The following is a 22,710-nucleotide window of genomic DNA, read 5'->3' as shown; positions in this document are numbered from 1 at the left end:
TTGCTTTGCGTTTTTCGCTGCATCCCGCCGTGTCAGTGGGTGCGCATTATAGGGAGATCCAAAATAGGATCAAGTGTTTTTTATAGAAAACTTAGAAAAAGAGTCTTTTCGAACAAAATAACAACAAAACACCTCAAAACCACATGCTCTGTAATCATATTTTAATCTAAATGACACAATTTTTCGAAGAGGGCTTTAAGTATTGTACAAATCTGAGATCTTGCAAACATTTTCTCAGCACAATATCTATTGTGCTGAGATCTTATTCGATTAATAAAGCAGGCTATATAACTTACGGCGGTATGTAGCTGCAGTACTATCACCTTCAGGCAATGAAGCAATAATATCTAAGAACCCTTTCTTTGCTTCGCCAAAAGACAAGTCCTTACTCAAAACTTTAAATAGAGAAGCCAACGCGTCTTCTTTCTTCCCTGCATCTACTTGTGCTTGAGCCAGCTGACAAACTAACTCTAGATTGTCTGGAGCTTCTTCAACCGCTTGGGTCAATCGTTTTATTTCCGGAGATTCCTGTGCATCTTTTGCTTGCGTCAGTTTCGTCTGCAAGTTGTTAAAGTAAGCATCTTTCTGATCTTCAGGGATCGTTCCTAGCAACGCTTCTGCATCATCTAGTTTTTGGATCTGAATACAAATATCAGCAAAAACTAAATTTACTCGAGGGTTACCCTTTGCGACATCATAAGCTTGCTTAGCACTTGAGTAAGCACTATTTAGGTCACCATTTGCTAAAGCTTGCTTTGCCTGTTCTAACAAAATTAGCTCCGGAGATGGGAGGTGCTCGGTCAGTACTTTAGTGAACTCTTCTTTACTTTTTGGACCAGCCAATACATCAACCGGTGAGCCACCTTTTAAAACAACTACAGTTGGTAAAGCTTGAAGACCCACCTGCTGAGCTAATTGTCCAGCCAATGCTTGCTGTACATCACAATCCAAAGTAGCGATTGTAATACTGCTACTGTATTGAGTTGCCAATTCATCCAAGATTGACGCTTGTGCAACACAATCTGGGTGCTGAGCACTAAAAAAGCTTAATAGCACAAGATGATCAGCGCTAGATGGCGCAAGCACCTGTTGAATGTTTTCTGGTGTTAATGTGATTTTATTTTCCATAACCGTGCATTCTTTATTTCAATTCTATTAGCTATATAGTGTCAGGTTTACACATTACAAGCCAATTGTTATCAACTCTTTGTTTTAGTTTTATATCGAGTGGTCTTTCGGCGCCCCTTACCTCCGCCTCTTCTTTTAAATGGGTTTGGTGCCTGCACGCCTTTAAGAGCATTAGTATTTATAGATTGCGATAAGCTAACTAAATCTGAAAGTTCAGATTCAAGTGGTGTCATAAACTGCGAATAAGAAGCTGATTTTTGTGCGATATTAGTAAGCTGAGATTCCCACAGAGCGGTTCTGTCTGGCAAAGACAAATGAGCAGGGATCGTATTAATCAATCCGCTGCCAAGTTGTGTCGATTTTATTGATTTACCTTCTCGCTGTAAAAATCCTCTTTTGAAGAGTAATTCAATAATACCCGCCCTAGTTGCTTCGGTACCCAGTCCATCCGTCTCTTTAAGTACCTTTTTGACCTCTTTGTCTTTTACATACCGTGCAATACCTGTCATCGCACTTAAGAGTGTTGCTTCGGTAAAGTGACTTGGGGGCTGAGTGTTTTTCTCGTTAACAACCCCTTCATTACAGTGTAGTGGTTCACCGACTTCAAGTATTGGTAACTGCGTTTTGAGCTCAGCGTCTGCTTTTTTACTCTTAAATAAAACTTTAAACCCCTTGTTAATAACGGTATCCGCTTTAGCTATAAAGTTGCCACCCGCAATGGTTAAATAAGCTTTAGTTTGGGAATACTCATAAGCAGGATAGAACTGCGCAAGATATTGAGTACAAATAAGCCCATAGACCTGTATCTCTTGATGCCCTAACTGAGCTGACTTTAAACACTTTTTGGTTGGAATAATGGCATGGTGTGCTTCAACCTTTTTGTCATTCCAACACTTACTCTTTAACGATGTGTTTGCGTCTGCGACTAATTTCTCCTCACAGCCTTTGTTGTTAACCACAGCCGCTAAAACGTCATTGCGTTCAAAGTAATGATCATTTGGTAAATAACGGTTGTCTGACCTTGGGTAAGTGATTAATTTGTGTTTTTCGTACAACGCCTGACAAATATCTAAAACTTGCTTAGCAGACATCGAAAAACGTTTGTTTGCATCAATCTGTAATGCTGACAGGTTGTATGGCAAAGGCGGGTTTTGTTTCTTAGGCACCTTGTCGAGTTTTGTTAATTCAGCAGACTGATTTGTAATTCTTCTAGCTACATTTTCAGCAAGCCCTTTAACAAGTACTCGCCCTTCTTCATCCATGTAGGGGACACACGCTTCACTCGGTTGCCACTTTGCTTCAAATTGCTCACCACTTTCCTTTGATATTTTGGCTATGACTTCATAAAAAGGCTTTGAAACAAAACTGGCGATTTCTTCATCGCGACGAACTACTAATCCCAAAACAGGTGTTTGCACTCGACCAATTGACAGCACACCTTGCACTCCAGCTTTTTGTCCAGCAAGTGTAAACGCCCTCGTTAAATTCATACCGTACAACCAATCTGCACGAGATCTGGCTAAAGCTGAAATACTCAGTGCCATAAACTCCGTGTTGGATTTAGACTTTTGCAGCGCTTTTTTAACAGCATTAGGATTAAGGTCACTAATGAGTACGCGCTCTACGGTCGATTTTTTAGTTTTGGAAAGTTTCGCCTCTTGAATTACTTCGTCAACAAGTAATTGCCCTTCTCTGTCCGGATCTCCTGCGTGAACCACCACACCAGCGCTTTTGATCAATCGCTTTACGGTTGCAAGTTGCTTTTTGGTTTTTGGTTTGGCTTTAAACTTCCATTCAGATGGGACAATTGGTAGGTCCTGAGTCGACCACTTTTTGAACTTAGGATCATAATCTTCAGGCTCTGCTTGCTCTAAAAGGTGACCAATACACCACGTCACACAATCCCCATTGCCAACTTCAATGAATCCGTCTTGCTTTTTATGTGGTTTAGGCAGCACTTCAGCAATAGCCCTGCCTAAAGAAGGTTTTTCTGCAATGTAAAGCTTCATACATCTGATTAACTGTATATATTTACAGTTATTCTAGCTAACCCAGCATTATAATGCCAGTGCAGTTTAGCAACTCACTCAAATCTCACAGGAAAACTAAGTTTTTAGAAAGTTAAGCTGCTGATGCTTTTGTTCCATTAGCTGAGTCATGGTGCTTGCTGCTTGTTCAACTTCATCTGCGTAGCCTGCTAGCTCTTTTGCCGCGTCTGCAATCCCAGTCATGTTCATATTCACTTCTTCAGTGACCATACTTTGTTCTTCTGCCGACGTTGCTATCTGTGTCACTTCGTGAGATATATTAGATAACTCAGACACTAAAGAGCTCATAGACGTAGCCGCTTTTTGACACAGGGTCGTCGCACTATGACCTTTATCTACAGTTTTTTCGATAATTTCTTCAGAGCCATGGATCTCATTTTGTAGGTTCTCAATCAGGGTACTGATATCATCTGTTGAAGCTTGTGTTTTTGACGCCAGTGACCTAACTTCATCTGCAACCACCGCAAAGCCTCGGCCTTGTTCACCTGCTCTGGCCGCCTCAATTGCAGCGTTTAACGCTAGCAAATTAGTTTGCTCTGCAATAGAACGGATCACATCTAATATTTTTGATATGTCTCCACTTCTTTCCGCCACGCGATGGAAAGCATCTTGCGCCACAGAGACTTGCTCAGCAATTTCATCAACGGTATGAGTTGTATTTAATATATCTTGCTCGCAGCTCTGCACGGTCTTAACAGCACTATCTGTCGTTGTTGCTGCCTGTTCTGATGCTCTTGCTACTTCACAGGCTGTCGCACTTAACTCATTTATGGCCGTCACCACATTATCAATTTCAATATGCTGGTTTGATACCTTATTTTTGATATTAATTGCAGCCTCAGTCGTAACATGGGATTGTTGATACGACTGATGGGCCAAGGCTTTAAGATCTTCAATCATCCCACGCAGCTTATTTGTAAAGCGATTAAAGCCTGCGGCTAATGAGATCAGCTCTGCGTGATGACTCACTTCTAACTGGTGGGTTAGGTCGCCCTCACTAGACGCTAAATTGTCAACTCGGGATTCGATATAAGATAAAGGTCCAGTAATCGTATTTATTAAAAACAAACTAAAACCAATTGCCACAGCCACAACTATCAGCCCTAAAAATGTCATCCAAACGCCTAGATCATTTGCAGACTCATATAGCTGTTCACTAATTATGTAAGCTGATGCCATAACTTTTTCTTTTGGTACTTGAATCACTAAAGACCAGGTAACCCCAGCTAACTCGATATTTACTGGGACCGACGTAACAATATCATCGCCTACTTCAGTGTAACCACTTCCTCTATGTAACGTTTGTAGGTTTTGCGCCAGATTTTGATTGATGACCTCAGACAGAGGTCTACCTAACGAGCTTGCATGATGACTGGCACCAGCAATTAGCCCCATTTCGCTTAGTAGAGAGACTTGCGCTTCACCGTCATATAAAGAGTTCGATAACTCCTCAACCAGTTTTTGTAACTCGGGTAAATTTACATCAACGCCAATAAGTCCCTTGAACCGATTTCCATCTTGAATTGGCACCGTCAACGAAGTCATCAACATGCTATTCCCTGGCGAGATTTCATAAACATATGGTTCCATCATACAGGGCGTGTTGTTATCTCTTGCGCACAAGTACCACTCAGATTCTCTGATCCCAAACTCGTTACGTGTCTCGTTATACTTTGCGTCTGCTGATTCTATTTGGTGTTGAACAACACCTGCGCTTTCACGAGTAAAGTATAGCTCTAGTGACCCAGCTCTTGGGGCCGAATGAGAAGCACCAGCAGCGTACTGATTGTCTTTTTGATCATACGCATTTTTTTCAAAATGGCTGTAAATTGAAGAAACATTATCATTTTTGTTTATTGCTCCGCGTAATAACGCTTCTACTCCATCCCTGTCTAACGGACTGTTTAGAGTTGCTTCGATTGCACCTGCTAGAGAGTTAGGTATTCGATATGCTTCATTAAGATAGCCCGATATTTGTTGACTATAAAATTGCCCTTTCGAAACTAACCCAGCTCGGATTTCTTTTAAGACCAGTTCTTGTACCTGCTCACTTTGTTTTTCATTCTCTTCTTGCAGGTGAAGCCAAGTCGTCATCACTAGGATCACAATAATAGCCACAACTAAAGCTGTGACAAATAACATCAGCTTTTTTTTAATAGACATCTGCTGCATATACGACCTTATAATTTTCTGAGTTTCCTACTGTGCAATGAGTTTTATCATTAAGGCTTATTGCGTGTTTCCAAGTTTATAAAATCCTAAAATATTATATTTCACATATTTTAAATTTATGAATTTTTTAAACTTAATTCATGAAAAGACAATTCGCAAGAATAAAATAAATGAAGCAGCGTTTTCAGTGGCGAGGTATTTTGATAATAAAAAAGCTCGATTGCTAGTCGAGCTTTTTTAATTGATTTTTAGTCTTCTTCTATATTCTCTTTACCGGTGGTTTTCTCTGAGGAGTCTATCCGATGATGAATCGCAGACTTGATCAGCATATACCCGCTAATTGGGGCGGTGATTAGTAAGAATAAAGAAATTAAAATCTCTTTTAGCGTAAACCCGTCACCATATTGGCTAAAGTACGCCATTGCAGCAAACAGCAAACAGGCCATGCCAAGTGTGGTTGCCTTTGTCGGACCATGTAGGCGCATAAAAAAGTCTGGCATTTTAACCAAGCCAATAGAGCCCACCAAAACCAATGCTCCGCCCATCAAAAGCAAAATTGAAATTAAAATATCCATCAATTGCCCTTACTCGATAATATCGCCACGAAGCAGATATTTACACACTGCTACTGTACTTACAAAACCCAGTAACGCTATCAATAGTGCTGCTTCAAAATACAAAGATGTGCCCATACTCATACCATATAAAATGATAAGTGCAATTGTGTTGATATACATTGTATCCAACGCCAATATTCTGTCAGGTACAGACGGGCCCACGACTAAACGCCATAAGTTTAGCAACAAAGCTAAGCCAATCATGGCAAAAACAATCAAGATGATCGTATCTAACATGCAAAGATCTCCTTCAAAGGCGCTTCATAACGTGATTTGATGGTCGCTATCAATGATTCTTCATCGTCCAAGTCCAGAACATGGATTAACAAAAACTTCTGACATGCTTCGTTTTCATCTTCAATCGTTTCTGGCCATGGATACACTTCTGCACTCACTGTGCCGGGTGTCAATGAAACGGTACTCGCCAAAATTGTAATTGGCATGGCTTCTTGTAGATCTAATGGCACTTTTACGAACCCTGGCTTTAACTTTTTTGTCGGGCCCAGTATTTTTATCGCTACTTCAATATTCGCAGTCAAAATATCATATAGCACTAGCATTAAATGCCTAAGTGCACGAAAAGGCCTCACAACCAAAGGCTGCTTGGTTCTAAACGGGTGCGTAATTAATGGGATCAAAATAGCCAAAACGATCCCGAGAATAACGTGCCCAAGGGCAATGGTATTATTCAGTAGTAACCATACTAAAAATAGTAAAAGGCTCCTAAATGGTGTAGGTAGCCATTTATATTTCGCTTCTAATCTCATTTACTTGCCTCCTAATACATGTTGAATAAGGCCATAAAAATTATGTAATTCAACTGCGGCAAATTGGGCATAGTCAGACATTGGGCCCGCGAAAATGACCATCAATGGCGAAGCTGCCACCAGTAGCAGAACAGCGACAACTTGCACGGGATGGGCCTTTTCTTCGGTATTAGCTTCCCCTTTACCTGTATGGTGCCAAAACACAGTACTACCTGCTTTAGATACTGACACCAATACCGCTAAGCTAGCAATCAAGTAAATTGGCCAAAACCAGTGTCCGTGCGCAAACTCTAACGTAGATTTAAGAATCCAAACCTTACCAACAAACCCTGATAAAGGAGGCATACCAATAACGGTTACCGCCGCAAAAATAAACGCGCCTCCTAAAAACAGTGGTTGAGCAACAGGTCTGCCCGCGGTGATCCTATCTGCAACTTTACCCCTTTGTCTGCTCACCAAGTCCGCAATTAAGAACAAGGCGGCTGAAACCAGTGTAGAATGTACTAGATAGTAAATAGCCGCTGCGCTGCTATCTATTGTTTGCGCCGCCACCAGTGCAACCAATGTACCTACAGACACAACCACTAAATTGGCAACCATCTTTCTCAAATCTTGACTCGCTAATACACCAATGGCCCCCATAACAATAGTCGCTATCGCCAACCACCAAAGCCAATGTTGCGCCATATGGCTTAGTTCACCTGCTTGCTCTCCAAAGATCAGTGTATAAACACGCATCATCGAGTACACACCCACTTTAGTCATGATCGCAAATAATGCAGCAACGACCGGCATGGCCGTTGAGTATGTGTTTGGTAACCATAAGTGAAGTGGCAGCAAAGCGCCTTTTAGAGCAAAGACAACGAGTAGCAATAAGCCACCTATTTTCGCAAGGTAAACGTCATCACCTTGCAACTCCATAACTCTGGTAGCCATATCTGCCATATTAAGCGTGCCCAAGGTACCGTACAAAATACCTAAAGCTATCAAAAATACCGATGAACCAACGAGATTCAAAATGACATACTGTAGTGCTGCTCGGGTATTACGCTTGTCTCCACCGTGCATAAGCAGAGAGTACGAAGCAATTAACAGTACTTCAAAGAAAACAAAGAGATTAAATGCATCACCGGTTAAGAATGCGCCATTGACACCCAAGATTAAAAAATGAAGAAGTGGATGGAAGAAACTACCCAACTCATCATCACCAGCACAACTATACAAGGCACATACTAGACCTAAAAATGAAGTCAATGAAACCAATAACGTAGAGAGTGGGTCTGCAACTAAAACAATACCAAATGGCGCTGACCAATCACCAATTGCATATACTTGCGTACCATGTGTTTTAACATATGCAAGCAAACTGACTGATGCAACCGTACTAACCAGTCCCATCAGCACAGAAACATAACGTCTTATTTTAAGGTTTTTTCCACATGGCGGCATTAACATTAAAATTGCCGCCAACATTGGTAATAAGACAGGTAAAGATGTTAAATGTTGACTCATGCTTTACCTTGCTCCTTAGCTTGTCGAGAAACAGCCTTTGGCTTATCTGGTACTGTGCCATTTACATGGTCATTACCCAAATCAGCACGACCACGAATTGCCAGAATTACCACAAAAGCTGTCATCGCAAATCCAATTACAATCGCCGTTAAAACCAGCGCTTGAGGAAGGGGATCTGCGTAGCTTTCACTATACCCTAATACAGCTGCTTGGTTCATTGACAACCTGCCCGATGCAAACAGAAACAAATTCACCGCATAGGACAACATTGTCAAACCAAGCACGACAGGAAAGGTCCTAGCGCGCAAAATCATAAATACGCCGCAGGCTACAAGCAGGCCTACGCATGAAGAATACAAAAGCTCCATTAAATGTTCACCTCTTCTTTTGGTGTATTCGCAGTGACCTTACCTAAACTTGCTAAGATCATCAGGGTCGCGCCAACGACGGTAATGTAAACACCTAAATCAAATACTAAGGCACTGGCGAGTTCAATTTCACCAATCAAAGGAATATCAAAATAATCAAACCACGTGGTTAGGAATGGACGGCCAAATGCCCAACTGCCAAGTCCAGACAACAGAGCAATGGCAATGCCCGAAGCAATTATTTTTCTATAATTCAACGTGAAGCGTTCTGCAATCCAATTAGAGCCGTGCGCTATGTACTGCAAAATAAATGCAATAGCTGTGACAAGGCCAGCAATAAAGCCCCCGCCAGGTAAGTTGTGTCCACGTAAGAAAATATAGAAAGACACTAACAATGCAAGTGGTAACAAGCTTTGCGAAATAGACGCAAGTAATAACGGATAACGCTCTTTAGCCCAAGGCCTGCCTTCGGAGTCACTTCCGGGCATAAATAACGGCAAGTGGATAATTAACTTATAAATGCCCAATGCTGCAATACCAAGCACTACGATTTCACCCAATGTATCAAAACCACGGAAGTCCACTAGGATCACGTTTACTACATTCGTACCACCACCACCGGTTTTCGCATTGGCAACAAAGAAATCCGATATAGACGTCAATGGACGTGTAATAAGTGCATAACAAATACTACCAACAATGACACCAATTGCTGAAGCAATACCCAGATCTCTTAACGTTCTAATTGAGCTTGACTCTTTAGGTGTTTTTTGCGGTAAGAAGAATAGCGCCAACATTAATAGAATAATGGTAACAACTTCTACTGTGAGCTGAGTAAGCGCAAGATCTGGTGCAGAGAAACGCGTAAACGCTACAGAAACCATTAAACCAACGACAGAAATCATCAGTAGCGCAACCATGCGAGTACGGTGCCATATTACCGTACCAATCGCACCTATCATGAGTAAGCCTGCACCAATACCGTTGTGTATATCTACGGGAGTTAACTGATTTTGACCAACCAGCTGACTCATTTCAAACAATGGCCAACCGGCGCTCAATAGAACCACTAATAGCATTAGCATTAAATAACGTTGAAGAGAGCCGTTTTCAATGGCGCTGATTTTATTTTGGCTCCATATCACCACTGAGTGCATGGTTTTTTCAAAGCCCTTTTTCGCATTTATAGGCGGCAAAGAAGCTTGGAATTGGAATAAGTATCTACGCTGAGTATAAATTAACAAACCACCACAAACAGCTATAGCACTCATCAATAATGGTAAGTTGAGACCGTGCCAAATTGCGATATAAAACTCAGGCGGTTCAGTTCCCAGTACGGAACCGGAGGCAAGTTGTAGAATACCATCTACTACAAAGTTAGGGAACATACCGACAATTAAACACAACGCCACGAGTATCTCAATTGGCACACGCATATAACGCGGTGCTTCATGAGGCTCTTTGGGTAAATCAACAGGATCACCATTAAAGAAGACGTCATGAATGAAACGTGCTGAATAAGCAACAGAGAAGGCACCCGCGATCGTCGCGAGGATTGGAATCAACCATGACATAGAACCAAGTAATTGCTGATGCAGTGTTTCAGCAAAGAACATCTCTTTCGATAGGAAACCATTGAGTAAAGGCACACCAGCCATCGATGCAGCTGCAACCATTGCTAACGTTGCGGTATAAGGCATAAATCGCCACATACCATTTAGTTTACGCATGTCTCGAGTGCCCGTTTCATGATCAATGATACCCGTTGCCATAAATAGAGACGCTTTAAACGTTGCATGGTTGATAATATGGAAAATGGCAGCCACAGTAGCCAACTCGGTATCAAGACCAAGCAATAAAGTAATTAAACCTAGGTGACTGATAGTCGAGAAGGCTAAGAGGCCTTTTAGATCATGCTTAAATAACGCAATGTAAGCACCGACTAATAAAGTCACTAAGCCCGTCAAGCCGACTAAGATAAACCAAATTTCAGTACCCGCTAACGCTGGATAGAAACGCGCTAGCAAGAAGATACCAGCTTTAACCATCGTCGCCGAGTGCAAGTATGCACTAACTGGCGTAGGTGCAGCCATAGCGTGAGGCAACCAGAAATGAAATGGAAATTGAGCTGACTTAGTAAATGCACCAAGTAAAACCAATACCAATGCGACTTCATATAGACTGTGAGATTGAATAAGTTCACGGCTAGCAAGAATAATATCTAAGTCATAACTGCCAACAATATGACCAAGTAATAACAGACCAGCTAGCAATGCCAAGCCACCACCACCGGTGATAGCCAACGCCATTTTTGCACCCTTGCGAGCTTCCGATTTATGCCACCAATAGCTGATCAACAAAAACGAGCTGATACTGGTTAATTCCCAAAATACCCATAGTTGGATCACATTGTTAGACATAACAATACCCAACATTGCCGTCATAAATAGCATTAGGTATGCGTACAGCTTGGGCATTGAATCATTTTCACTCAGGTAATAGCGGGCATAAATAATAACTAATATACCAATACCTAAGATCATAAAAACAAACAAAAGTGCCAATCCATCCAAACGGAAAGACACGTCCAGATCGAGTATCGGTACCCAATCTAAAGTAGCGCGGATCGCTTCCCCAGCAAATACTGCGGGAGCTAAATTGATGGCCAGTAAAAGGGCCACAGTGGGTGCAATCAAGGTGATTGCAGTCGACTGATTGCGAGATAGCTTACCTGTAAATGAAGAGAGTAAACTGCCTAACAAGGATATCAAGGGTATCCAAAGCAAAGTCATAAAGAAGCCTTATATCTTCGATGCCGTTCATCACTATTAAACGCACGTTATGATTAAGTTATGGCGATCGTGTTCTGTTTATTTTTTACGTGCATTTTTATCACACATAACGTCTACCAGTTATACTTTATTAGTGTTTGACTTGTCTAGGGTTTCACATACTGGCTGTTGAAATTCTAAACAAATTTAACAAACAATTCAGACTCCATTCATAAATTGAGCGCTCATTTAACCAAAGCAGAATCTCTGTTGACAAGTTTGTGGCGATAAATTTGATAGTCACTTGGCTCCAACAAACTCTGCTCTAATGCCTTTAACCATAAACCTAAATACTGGTTTGACAAGTCAATTGCATGATATTCCATCTTCGACAGAACTTGGCTCGGCTTGTATGAAGGCAGCTTACCATAAAGGCAGGTTTTACTAGCATGCCAGTTTTTTGGTGGGTGCTTACCAACGTATAAGTTAGGCGCTTTTAGTCCAGCAGATGCGCAGAGCCAATTTGCTTTATTAATCGGTACAGGGTATTCATCTTCAAAATGAGTAAAATGCATCAGTTCATGTATGAATAATTCGAGCCCATGATTGTGATTCATTGCCATTACGCCATGTCTTACATTTGCAAGCCCTGACTGCTCAGACATAATCACTAAATGACGAGCTTGCGCAAGTGCTGTACTGCCAGCCACTTTTATTAAGCTACATCGAATAAACTGCCCAGCTCCTCCCCTACATTGTAAGGGCTCCCCAACATATATTGGTTCGCTCAGGCAATATGGGAGTTGCTTAGCCAATTCACTTTGTTCGTATGCTTGCTTCAGTTTCCCAAGTTTTAAAGTACTCTCTAAAGTATTACTCAATAGCAAAATTTGATGAGTACAGCGTGAGTTACCTAAATCAAATGTACTTAACGTCGTAATACCAAGTTGAGATAGTATCTTTGCTTCGAGCTGTTCAGCACTTTCACCTAGGGCTAGGAGACTCAACGTATTATAGGGCTCAATTGCTGGAGAGTTTTCAAATATTCTCACAATAGAGTGGTAACGATTTTGCTGCTTAAGTAATTCAAGCAGCCTGACTCGCATAGAGTGGTTTACTCGATCCCAATACCGTTCAATAAGTAATCCCGCCTGTTGATATTTTTGCTGCTCAGTTAAACGAATCGCCCACTCAAAGGTAAAATGCGGGTAGCCCTGTTTGCGCAGTAATTGCACTTGTTTGTCAGATAGCAGATGAGATGATTTTGCAAGATGATGATAAAGAGGTGATGACTGATTGAAGTGCTGACTAATTTTGTCTACCTGAACATCACTTGACTCATTAAGAAGATGATTATAATGGCTGCTACCGGGTGCAGCCATGAAAATAAAAATGAAGCATAAAACCGACTGGCGTAGCATGTCTTAACTAGTAGCTTTTGCCAATTGCTCTTCCCTGATTAATCTTAGTTCTAAGCGCGCATACTTATGTTCAACAAACTCAAAAACATTTGTGGCCAACGTTAATCTGAAAAATTCTGCGGCCTTTAAGTTATTTCCTTGTGCTTTATAACGCTTGGCAATGTAAAAATAGGCTTCGCATAAGCGTTCTGCATACTCTTTTTGTGATTTAACACCCGTTGAAACTTGTGCTAAAAATTTCGCTTCACTAATCTCGTTTAAATACAGCTTAACCAATTGTGTAGACCAAACCTCATCGCTCAATGCCGTGCTATTTTTCTGTAAAGATACTTTTGCCGCTTCAGGGTCAACTGCATGCTCTCCTATGTACAGCCACATAACCCGATACGCATCGTCTGGGGCATTTGCAAGAAAGCGCTTAAAGTCATCTACAGCAAGCTCTGGTCGGCTTCCGTAATATAACGCAATACCACGATTCAAATATGCATAATCATAACTGTCGTCCAGTTCGAGAACCGAGTCAAAACGTTCGTACGCCTCCCCGTATTCTTGTCTCAAAGTATGATGTATACCTAAAAAATTATAAACTTCTGCCATGTCTGGCTGCAATTTCAATGCACGATTAAAATCTATTTGAGCTAATTGTGATTGGCCTAGGCTGTCGTACAGCTTGCCGCGGATATGGTATAGCTCCGCTCGTTGTGAACGTGTTAGTTCTGGGCTATTTAGTAGCTCACTGTATCGTGCAATCTCAATTTGTGTACGAGGATTTGCCTGCAATGGCTCTGTGAAAGGAATTGGCAGTACCGATTGGGTAACCTGTTGCTGTGTACTCTGACAGCCCATCAAGCTTAGTCCTAGCAAAGGTATTAATAAAAATCTCAAGATATGTCCCTCATTGGGCTAGAAAGTACGTGTCTAGGGCCATTAAAGCATAAAAAAAGGGGCCATTCAGCCCCTTTTAACGAAACATATTGTTTCTTTACAAATTATTACTCACCTTTAGGTGCTTGCTCAGCAGCTGGCTCAGAAGGCTCTAGCGCTTCTTTGATGCTCAGGCGAACACGACCCTGGCGGTCAACCTCAAGTACTTTAACTTTTACTTCTTGACCAACTTTTAAGTGATCAGAAACGTTGTTAACACGCTCTTTGCTGATTTGCGAAATGTGAACTAGGCCATCTTTACCTGGTAATACATTAACAAATGCACCAAAGTCTACGATACGAGCAACTTTACCGTTGTAGATTGTGCCAACTTCTAGCTCTGCTGTAAGTGCTTCGATGCGCGAAATCGCTTCTTTTGCACTATTACCGTTCGTTGCAGCAATCTTAACTGTACCGTCATCTTCGATTTCGATAGTTGTGTCAGTTTCTTCAGTTAACTGACGGATTGTTGCACCACCTTTACCGATTACGTCTGCAATCTTCTTAGGCGGAATGTTCATTGTGTAAATGCGTGGCGCGAACTCAGATAGCTCTTGCGAAGGCGCAGCAATTGCCTGATCCATTACACTAAGAATGTGCATACGTGCAGCTTTAGCCTGGCGTAGTGCGATCTGCATGATTTCTTTAGTGATACCTTCAATCTTGATATCCATTTGAAGTGCAGTTACACCAGCGCTACTACCTGCAACTTTAAAGTCCATGTCACCTAGGTGGTCTTCGTCACCAAGAATGTCTGAAAGAACAACGAAGTCTTCGCCTTCTTTAACTAGGCCCATCGCGATACCAGCAACAGATGCTTTAACAGGTACACCTGCATCCATTAGTGCCAATGAAGTACCACATACAGATGCCATTGAAGACGAACCGTTTGATTCTGTAATTTCAGATACAACACGTACTGAATATGGGAATTCTTCTAAGCTTGGCATTACAGCTTGAACACCGCGCTTAGCTAGGTTACCGTGGCCGATTTCACGACGCTTTGGAGAACCGATGAAACCAGTTTCACCTACGCAGAACGGAGGGAAGTTGTAGTGAAGCATGAAGTGATGCTTGTGAGTACCCACTAGGTCATCCATCATCTGTGCGTCACGCTCAGTACCTAAAGTTGCAGTTACTAGTGCCTGAGTTTCACCACGAGTGAAGATTGCTGAACCATGAGTACGTGGTAGTACACCCGTCATCACATCGAGTGCACGAACCATGTCTGGTTCACGGCCATCGATACGCTTTTCACCTGAGATGATACGACCACGAACAATTTTCTTCTCTAAAGAGCTGAAAAGTTTACCAACTTCTTGCTCATCTAAGTCTTCGCCTTCAGCAAGCTCTGCTGTTAGCTTCTCTAAAACTTCAGCTTTAGCTTCAGAAAGAGAGTCTTTACGCGCTACTTTGTCAGTAATACGGTATGCATCACCTACTTTCTGCTCTGCAATTGCAGCGACTTTGTCAGCTAGAGCAACATTCTTCTCAGGAGCAGTCCACTCCCAATTAGGCTTGCCAGCTTCTGCTTTGAATTCTTCAATCGCTTTGATGATTGCTTGAGACTGGTCATGACCATATACAACCGCGCCTAACATTTCTTCTTCAGTTAGGATTTCAGCTTCTGATTCAACCATTAGTACTGCATTTTCAGTACCAGCAACAACTAGGTCTAGCTTACTTTCAGCTAATTCCGTTACAGTCGGGTTAAGTACGTATTGACCATTGATGTAACCAACACGCGCTGCACCGATTGGACCATTGAATGGAACACCAGAAATTGCTAGTGCTGCAGAAGTACCGATCAACGCAACCATATCAGGCTGAATTTCAGGATCTGAAGACACAACTGTTGCGATAACTTGAACTTCGTTCACGAAACCGTCTGGGAATAGTGGACGAATTGGACGGTCAATTAGACGCGCTGTCAGTGTTTCTGAATCAGAAGGACGACCCTCACGCTTCAGGAAACCGCCTGGGATACGACCCGCTGCGTACATTTTTTCTTGATAGTTAACTGTAAGAGGGAAGAAGTCCTGACCAGGCGCTGCTTCACGCTTACCAACAACAGTCACTAGTACTGATGTATCACCGATGCTTGCTAAAACCGCACCGTCAGCCTGACGCGCGATTGCACCTGTTTCCAGAGTCACTGTATGTTGACCAAGTTGGAACTCTTTAATTATTGCTTGCACAAAATATTCCTTAATAAATATATTAAAACGCCAACAACAACCAATTACAGTCTTAAGTAGAACAACCAAAAAACCTTGGTACTCATATAGATCTACTTAAGCACTACAATTGGCAGAAGTATCGGCGTTTGCCTAGCACAATGCTAGAACGAGGGTAAGTATACTGCTAGTACACGCACAAAAAAAGGGGCGAATTCGCCCCTTTTTTATTGTCGGATAAAAATCCAACAATTCATCAAATTCTTAGCGACGTAGGCCAAGCTCTTTGATCAACGCAGCGTAACGCTCAACGTTCTTACCTTTAAGGTAGTCAAGAAGTTTACGGCGTTGGCTAACTTTACGTAGTAGACCGCGACGAGAGTGGAAATCGTGCTTGTGGTCAGCAAAGTGGCCTTGTAGTTTGTTGATATCTGCAGTAAGTAGTGCAACTTGTACTTCAGGTGAACCAGTGTCGCCTTCTACACGTGCAAATTTAGCTACGATTTCTGCTTTTTCTTTGTTGCTTAGTGACATAATAAACTCCAAATTACATAAATTTAATGCTTCAGCCGATCACTAATTCAGCCAAAGCGACAAAGCGGCGGCATTGTATCAGTATTTAACGCCGCTGACAAAACTATTGTGCACTCGATAATGCTCGTTTGGCTTTTAGGTGCCCGTGCTTGTTACGCTCACCGATGCCAATAAAGGTATCTTCAGCCATCACTTTGATTACACCCTCAGGTACTTCGCCGACCACAACCGTTTGGCCATGGCTAAATGCAATGCCCTGCTCTTGAGTCAAGGTAATCGTTGGTAAATCAACTAAAGCGGTGTCCATCGGTAGCAGTAGCTCATCAATATAAACTGACGGCTCTAAACCTTCCTCTTTAGCTTGCTGTAATTTTGCCTCTAATTGCTCGATGGTTACCATCTTATCTGATGGGTAGTGGCCCACTTCACTACGGTGAAGCATAATCACATGCGCACCGCAGCCAAGCTTTTCACCCAAGTCATCAACAATCGTCCTTATATAGGTACCTTTTGACACATGGACCGTCATCTGAATTTGTTGTGACTCAACATCATATTCATCGAGCGAAATACTATACACATTGATTTTTCTGCATTTACGAGGCACTTCAATGCCTTCGCGAGCATACTTATACAAAGGTTGACCTTGGTATTTTAGTGCTGAGTACATAGATGGATACTGATCCGATTCGCCGTGGAAAGCATCAACGGCTCGCTCTAGCTGAGGTTGGGTAATCTCTACAGGGCGGGTTTCTACAATCTCACCATCAGAATCAGAAGTTGTTGTTCTCTCTCCTAGTTGAGCTCGAACAACATAAGTTTTATCGGTATCTAGCAAGAATTGAGTAAACTTGGTCGCCTCACCAAAGCAGATAGGCAACATACCCGTTGCCAGAGGATCTAGCGCGCCTGTATGGCCAGCTTTTTGAGCAAAGTAAATACCCTTGGCTTGCTGCAACGCTTTATTAGAGGAAATACCTTGAGGCTTATGTAATAGCACAATGCCATCCACTGGACGGCCTTTACTACGACGCGCCATTACTCGTCACCATCCTCTACCGAATTTACGTCATCACCACGCTTTTCTTTATCAGTACGGATTACTTCATCAACTAAGTTTGAAATGCGCATACCTTCCATTAGAGAGTTGTCTAGTACAAATCTCAACTCAGGCATAATACGAGCACGAATTCGCTTGCCAAGCAAAGAGCGTATATAGCCCGTCGCATCATTCAATATAGCTAGATTCTGCTTCGTATCATCTTCACTTTTACTGTTTAGGACAGTAACAAAAACTTTCGCATAAGATAAGTCACGCGACACTTCAACAGCCGATACTGTCACCATGCCCAATCTCGGGTCTTTTATCTCACGCTGTAAAATCACAGCAATTTCTTTTTGTATTTGCTGTGCAACTCTATCGGTACGAGAAAATTCTCTCATTGTCACCACTTTTAATAAGCTATTGATTTCTATGTTATAAAAATCTAAAAAACACAAACACAAATGGGGGCAACCGCCCCCATTTCAAGGTTTAAACCCAGTTAGAATTACAGTGAACGCTGTACTTCAACAGTTTCAAATACCTCTATCTGATCGCCAACTTTAACGTCATTGTAGTTCTTAACACCGATACCACATTCCATACCGTTACGAACTTCTTGAACGTCATCTTTAAAGCGACGAAGTGACTCAAGTTCACCTTCGTAGATAACAACGTTTTCGCGAAGTACACGGATAGGTGCGCTACGTTTAACGATGCCTTCAGTAACCATACAACCAGCAACAGCACCAATCTTAGGCGACTTGAACACGTCACGAACTTCAGCAAGACCAATAATCTCTTGCTTGAATTCAGGTGCAAGCATACCGGCCATTGCTTGTTTAACTTCTTCAATCAAGTCATAGATTACGCTGTAGTAACGAAGATCTAAGTTTTCAGCTTCAATCACTTTACGCGCTGACGCATCTGCACGCACGTTAAAACCAACAATGATTGCATTTGAAGCAGCAGCTAGTGTTGCATCTGTTTCTGTGATACCACCAACACCGCTACCTACGATCTTAACTTTAACTTCATCGGTAGATAGTTTAGTCAGTGAATCAGAAATCGCTTCAATTGAGCCTTGTACGTCCGCTTTAAGAACAACATTAACCTCAGAAATATCACCTTCAGTCATGTTTGTGAACATGTTCTCAAGTTTCGCTTTCTGCTGACGCGCAAGCTTCACTTCACGGAATTTACCTTGACGGTACAATGCTACTTCACGTGCTTTACGCTCGTCTTTAACAACTGTTGCTTCATCACCAGCAGCAGGTACGCCAGAAAGACCTAAGATCTCGACCGGAATAGACGGGCCAGCTTCAGTGATTTCTTTACCGTTTTCGTCTCTCATTGCACGCACACGACCGTACTCTAGACCACAAAGAACAATGTTACCTTGTTCTAGTGTACCAGCTTGTACAAGTACGGTAGCAACTGGACCACGACCTTTATCTAGACGCGATTCAATAACAACACCTTGAGCCATACCTTTTTCTGGTGCAGTCAGCTCTAATAGCTCAGCTTGCATCAAGATTGCTTCAAGTAGGTCATCGATACCTAGGCCTGTTTTCGCAGAGATATGAACAAACTGCGTATCACCGCCCCACTCTTCTGGAATAACATCCAATTGAGCAAGTTCGTTCTTAACGCGATCAGGGTCGATACCCTCTTTATCCATTTTGTTAACTGCGATAATAAGTGGTACTTCAGCAGCTTTTGCGTGTTGTACAGCTTCTTTAGTCTGAGGCATCACACCATCATCTGCTGCAACAACAAGTACTACGATATCTGTCGCTTTCGCACCACGAGCACGCATCGACGTGAACGCCGCGTGTCCTGGAGTATCAAGGAAAGTGATCATGTTACCGTCAGTTTCTACGTGGTATGCACCAATGTGCTGTGTAATACCACCAGCTTCACCGTCAGCAACTTTTGCTTTACGAATGTAGTCTAGTGTTGACGTTTTACCGTGGTCAACGTGACCCATTACGGTAACAACCGGTGCACGAGGGCCTACACTTTCATCAGTATCGCCACGATCACTAAGTACTTTTTCTTCAAGCTCGTTTTCTTTAACGATGATAACCTTGTGACCCATTTCTTCTGCTACATACTGTGCAGTTTCTTGGTCAATAACTTGGTTGATAGTTACCATTTCGCCAAGCTTCATCAGAGTTTTAACAACTTCAGCACCTTTCACAGCCATGCGTGATGCAAGCTCTGATACTGTAATTGTTTCACTGATACGCACTTCCTGCTTAACTTCTGCAGCTGGCTTTTGGAAACCATGCTGAAGTGACGTTGGTGCTTTTAGCTTGCCTTTTTTACCACGTGACTGCTGAGTGTTGGTCTCTTTAGCCTGTGGCTTTTTCTTCTTCTTGCGACGTGCACTCTTTTCTTCACGTGCATCAGACTCGTCTTCAGCTTCACGTGCAAATGTAGAAGTTGTCATATGGTGGTCAGCTGAAGCTTCGCGACGTTTACGCTCTTCTTCTTCTGCTTTCCAACGTGCTTCATTTTCTTCTGCTAGACGGCGAGCTTCTTCAGCTTGACGGTTTGCTTCTTCCTCAGCTTTCTTTAAGGCTGCTGCTTCTGCTTCTGTACGAAGACGTTCTGCTTCGATTTTCTCTTGCTCTTGTTGGGCGCTATCCACTTCTTTACTCTGCTGTTCTTTCGCTTGACGTTCTGCTTCTGCTTTACGTTTGGCTTCTTCTTTAGCTTTGCGCTCAGCTTCCTCTTTGGCTTTTCGCTCTGCTTCCTGTTGGGCATTGCGTTCAGCTTCTTCTTTCGCTTTTTGCTCAGCTTCTTGTTGAGCTATCAATTCTGCTTCTTTGCGCGCAGCTTCCTCTGCAGCTAAGCGTTCTTGCTCTTTTTGCTGCTCGATTGCGCTCTTTTTAACGTAAGTGCGCTTTTTACGTACTTCTACCTGAACCGATTTAGCTTTACCAGTCGAACCAGTAACACTTAGGGTACTCTTGCTTTTACGCTGAAGAGTCATACGTTCAGGACCCTCAGAACCTGTACCACCGTGTTGCTTGCTCAAAAAGTCAAGCAATTGGGCTTTTTCAGATTCACTGACCTGATCGCCTTTGGCTTTGGAGATCCCTGCATCTGTTAACTGCTGTAGTAATTTATCAACAGTTGTACCAATGTTCTCGGCTAGTTTCTCTATGCTCACGTCTGCCATATTATGCGTTACCTCCCGTTAATAAACTACTCTTCACTAAACCAGCAAATGTTACGCGCAGCCATAATAAAGTCGCCCGCTTGCTGTTCAGATAATTCAGTGATCTCAACTAATTCGTCGATACCTTGTTCCGCTAAATCTTCTAGGGTGATTACGCCTTTGCTCGCCATCACAAACGCTAAATGACGGTCAAGACCTTCTAGGTCTAGTAAGTCTTGTGCAGGCTCAGCACCTTCTAAAGACTCTTCGTCACGTAACGCTTTAGTTGTCAATGCATCTTTGGCACGCTTACGTAGCTCTTCAACAGTCTCTTCGTCCAGACCTTGAATCTCTAGGAATTCAGCAACTGGTACATAAGCAACTTCTTCAAGCGTAGAGAAACCTTCATTGATCAGGAACTGAGCAAAGTCGTCATCTATATCTAAGTTATCGGTAAACAAACTAATTAGCTTGTCAGACTCTTCAGCGTTTTTACGCTCCATGTCTTCAACCGTCATGACGTTAAGCTCCCAGCCAGTCAATTGGCTTGCTAGACGAACATTTTGACCATTACGACCGATAGCCTGCGCTAAATTGTCTGCTTCTACTGCAATTTCCATTGTGCGAGAATCTTCATCCATCACAATTGATGCAACCTCTGCAGGTGCCATTGCATTGATAACGAACTGTGCAGGGTTGTCGTCATATAATACTATATCAACGCGCTCTCCGCCTAGTTCCGTAGAAACGGCTTGTACACGTGCACCACGCATACCAACACACGCACCTACTGGGTCGATGCGTTTATCATTAGATTTAACCGCAATTTTTGCACGAGAACCTGGATCACGAGCTGCACCTCTAAGCTCAATCATCTCTTCACCAATCTCTGGTACTTCGATTCTGAATAGCTCCATTAGCATCTCAGGCTTCGAACGTGTCACAAATAACTGCGCACCACGAGCCTCTGGTTTAACTTCGTATAGTAAACCACGAACACGGTCGCCAGGTCTGAAACTCTCGCGTGGTAACATATCTTCGCGATAGATTACAGCTTCAGCATTGTTACCAAGGTCGATGACTACTGTGTCACGTGATGCTTTCTTTACTACACCGGTAACCAGTTCACCTTTTTGATCTTTGTACGCATCAACAACAAGCGCACGCTCAGCTTCACGTACTTTTTGCACGATAACTTGCTTCGCCATTTGCGTTGTAATACGGTCAAACTGAATAGATTCAATTTGTTCTTCAACATAATCACCAAGCTGCAAATCAGGTTCTTCTACCTGCGCTGCCTCAATTGTGATTTCAGAATATGGGTTTTCAAGTGAACCATCTTCTAAAGGTTCAGCAACCTGCCAACGACGGAAAGTATCGTATTCACCCGTTTTTCTATCGATAGAAACACGAACTTCGATTTCACCATCATGCTTTTTCTTTGTTGCAGTCGCCAGTGCGAACTCTAACGCTTCAAAAATTTTCTCTCTTGGGACTGCTTTTTCATTGGATACAGCTTCTGCAACCAACAAGATCTCTTTTGCCATAGGTTTTGCCTCGCTTGCCCTGGTCCTTCGCACTCAATCTTAAAATTTGGCGATGATATTAGCTCGTTCGATATTGCCAAGCATAATAAGATGCTCTTGCCCATCGACCGTTAGCGTAATCATATCGCCATTAACTGCTACTAGATCACCTTTGAAATTACGGCGACCATCTTGTGGAAGCTTCGTACGTAAACGTACTTCTTCACCTTGCGCTTCCTCATAATGAGCTTGTTTGAATAATGGTCTATCAACACCTGGTGAAGACACTTCTAAGTTATATTCATTTGTAATGGGATCTTCTACATCCAAAATAGCACTCACCTGACGGCTGACTTCCGCGCAATCATCAACATTAATGCCATTTTCGTGTTCAATATAAACTCTAAGTGTAGAATGACGTCCAGCTTGTACAAACTCTAGACCACGTAGCTCATAGCCACAGGCTTCAACAGCCGGCTCTAGCATCGCAGTTAAATCTTGCTCGAGTTTTGACACAAATTACCTCCATACAAA

At 42.4% G+C, this 22,710-nt stretch carries 18 protein-coding genes; all 18 read right to left on the bottom strand.

What is annotated here, in order from left to right:
* Nucleotides 1-270: 270 nt before the first annotated feature.
* On the bottom strand, nucleotides 271-1,128 hold the full coding sequence (locus tag N480_RS02335; protein ID WP_063370918.1) for a tetratricopeptide repeat protein: 858 nt from the start codon (nucleotides 1,126-1,128) through the stop codon (nucleotides 271-273).
* A gap of 71 nt (nucleotides 1,129-1,199) precedes the next feature.
* Nucleotides 1,200-3,137, bottom strand: a complete 1,938-nt coding sequence (locus N480_RS02330; protein ID WP_063370917.1) for a DNA topoisomerase III — start codon at nucleotides 3,135-3,137, stop codon at nucleotides 1,200-1,202.
* A gap of 96 nt (nucleotides 3,138-3,233) precedes the next feature.
* Complete coding sequence (locus N480_RS02325) at nucleotides 3,234-5,348, bottom strand: methyl-accepting chemotaxis protein (RefSeq protein WP_063370916.1); 2,115 nt, start codon at nucleotides 5,346-5,348, stop codon at nucleotides 3,234-3,236.
* 248 nt (nucleotides 5,349-5,596) lie between these two features.
* Entirely contained in the window at nucleotides 5,597-5,923 is a 327-nt protein-coding gene (locus N480_RS02320; protein WP_419554933.1) for a Na+/H+ antiporter subunit G, read from the bottom strand.
* Between the two features lie 9 nt (nucleotides 5,924-5,932).
* On the bottom strand, nucleotides 5,933-6,202 hold the full coding sequence (locus tag N480_RS02315) for a K+/H+ antiporter subunit F (RefSeq protein ID WP_063370914.1): 270 nt from the start codon (nucleotides 6,200-6,202) through the stop codon (nucleotides 5,933-5,935).
* Entirely contained in the window at nucleotides 6,196-6,732 is a 537-nt protein-coding gene (locus tag N480_RS02310; RefSeq protein WP_063370913.1) for a Na+/H+ antiporter subunit E, read from the bottom strand. The genes N480_RS02315 and N480_RS02310 overlap by 7 nt, the downstream gene beginning before the upstream one ends.
* Nucleotides 6,733-8,244, bottom strand: a complete 1,512-nt coding sequence (locus N480_RS02305) for a monovalent cation/H+ antiporter subunit D (protein WP_063370912.1) — start codon at nucleotides 8,242-8,244, stop codon at nucleotides 6,733-6,735.
* Nucleotides 8,241-8,612, bottom strand: coding sequence for a Na+/H+ antiporter subunit C (locus tag N480_RS02300; protein WP_063370911.1), 372 nt, complete (start codon nucleotides 8,610-8,612; stop codon nucleotides 8,241-8,243). Before N480_RS02300 ends, N480_RS02305 begins: the two co-directional genes overlap by 4 nt.
* The gene (locus N480_RS02295) at nucleotides 8,612-11,404 is read right to left on the bottom strand and encodes a monovalent cation/H+ antiporter subunit A (RefSeq protein WP_063370910.1); all 2,793 of its coding nucleotides are present in this window, start codon (nucleotides 11,402-11,404) and stop codon (nucleotides 8,612-8,614) included. Before N480_RS02295 ends, N480_RS02300 begins: the two co-directional genes overlap by 1 nt.
* Nucleotides 11,405-11,628: 224 nt before the next feature.
* Nucleotides 11,629-12,804, bottom strand: coding sequence for a hypothetical protein (locus tag N480_RS02290; protein WP_063370909.1), 1,176 nt, complete (start codon nucleotides 12,802-12,804; stop codon nucleotides 11,629-11,631).
* Between the two features lie 3 nt (nucleotides 12,805-12,807).
* The gene (gene nlpI / locus N480_RS02285; protein WP_081231712.1) at nucleotides 12,808-13,689 is read right to left on the bottom strand and encodes a lipoprotein NlpI; all 882 of its coding nucleotides are present in this window, start codon (nucleotides 13,687-13,689) and stop codon (nucleotides 12,808-12,810) included.
* Between the two features lie 107 nt (nucleotides 13,690-13,796).
* Nucleotides 13,797-15,926 carry a polyribonucleotide nucleotidyltransferase gene (gene pnp / locus N480_RS02280; protein ID WP_063370907.1) on the bottom strand — a complete coding sequence of 710 codons (2,130 nt, stop codon included), beginning with the start codon at nucleotides 15,924-15,926 and terminating at the stop codon, nucleotides 13,797-13,799.
* A gap of 243 nt (nucleotides 15,927-16,169) precedes the next feature.
* Nucleotides 16,170-16,439: a 30S ribosomal protein S15 gene (gene rpsO, locus N480_RS02275; protein WP_063355435.1), complete on the bottom strand. Its 270-nt coding sequence runs from the start codon at nucleotides 16,437-16,439 to the stop codon at nucleotides 16,170-16,172.
* Between the two features lie 103 nt (nucleotides 16,440-16,542).
* On the bottom strand, nucleotides 16,543-17,478 hold the full coding sequence (truB, locus tag N480_RS02270) for a tRNA pseudouridine(55) synthase TruB (protein WP_063370906.1): 936 nt from the start codon (nucleotides 17,476-17,478) through the stop codon (nucleotides 16,543-16,545).
* Complete coding sequence (rbfA, locus tag N480_RS02265; protein ID WP_063370905.1) at nucleotides 17,478-17,882, bottom strand: 30S ribosome-binding factor RbfA; 405 nt, start codon at nucleotides 17,880-17,882, stop codon at nucleotides 17,478-17,480. Before rbfA ends, truB begins: the two co-directional genes overlap by 1 nt.
* 107 nt (nucleotides 17,883-17,989) lie before the next feature.
* Nucleotides 17,990-20,671 (bottom strand): translation initiation factor IF-2, encoded by a 2,682-nt coding sequence (gene infB, locus N480_RS02260; RefSeq protein ID WP_063370904.1) that lies wholly within the window; start codon nucleotides 20,669-20,671, stop codon nucleotides 17,990-17,992.
* Nucleotides 20,672-20,697: 26 nt separating this feature from the next.
* Nucleotides 20,698-22,197 (bottom strand): transcription termination factor NusA, encoded by a 1,500-nt coding sequence (nusA, locus tag N480_RS02255; RefSeq protein ID WP_063370903.1) that lies wholly within the window; start codon nucleotides 22,195-22,197, stop codon nucleotides 20,698-20,700.
* Nucleotides 22,198-22,236: 39 nt separating this feature from the next.
* Nucleotides 22,237-22,692 carry a ribosome maturation factor RimP gene (gene rimP, locus N480_RS02250; protein ID WP_063370902.1) on the bottom strand — a complete coding sequence of 152 codons (456 nt, stop codon included), beginning with the start codon at nucleotides 22,690-22,692 and terminating at the stop codon, nucleotides 22,237-22,239.
* Nucleotides 22,693-22,710: the final 18 nt, after the last annotated feature.

It is taken from the genome of Pseudoalteromonas luteoviolacea S2607 (assembly GCF_001625575.1).
In the GTDB taxonomy this organism is placed as follows: Bacteria; Pseudomonadota; Gammaproteobacteria; order Enterobacterales; family Alteromonadaceae; genus Pseudoalteromonas; species Pseudoalteromonas luteoviolacea_E.
Note: the sequence above shows the minus strand (reverse complement) of the source record. Positions and strands in the feature narration are given on the sequence as shown.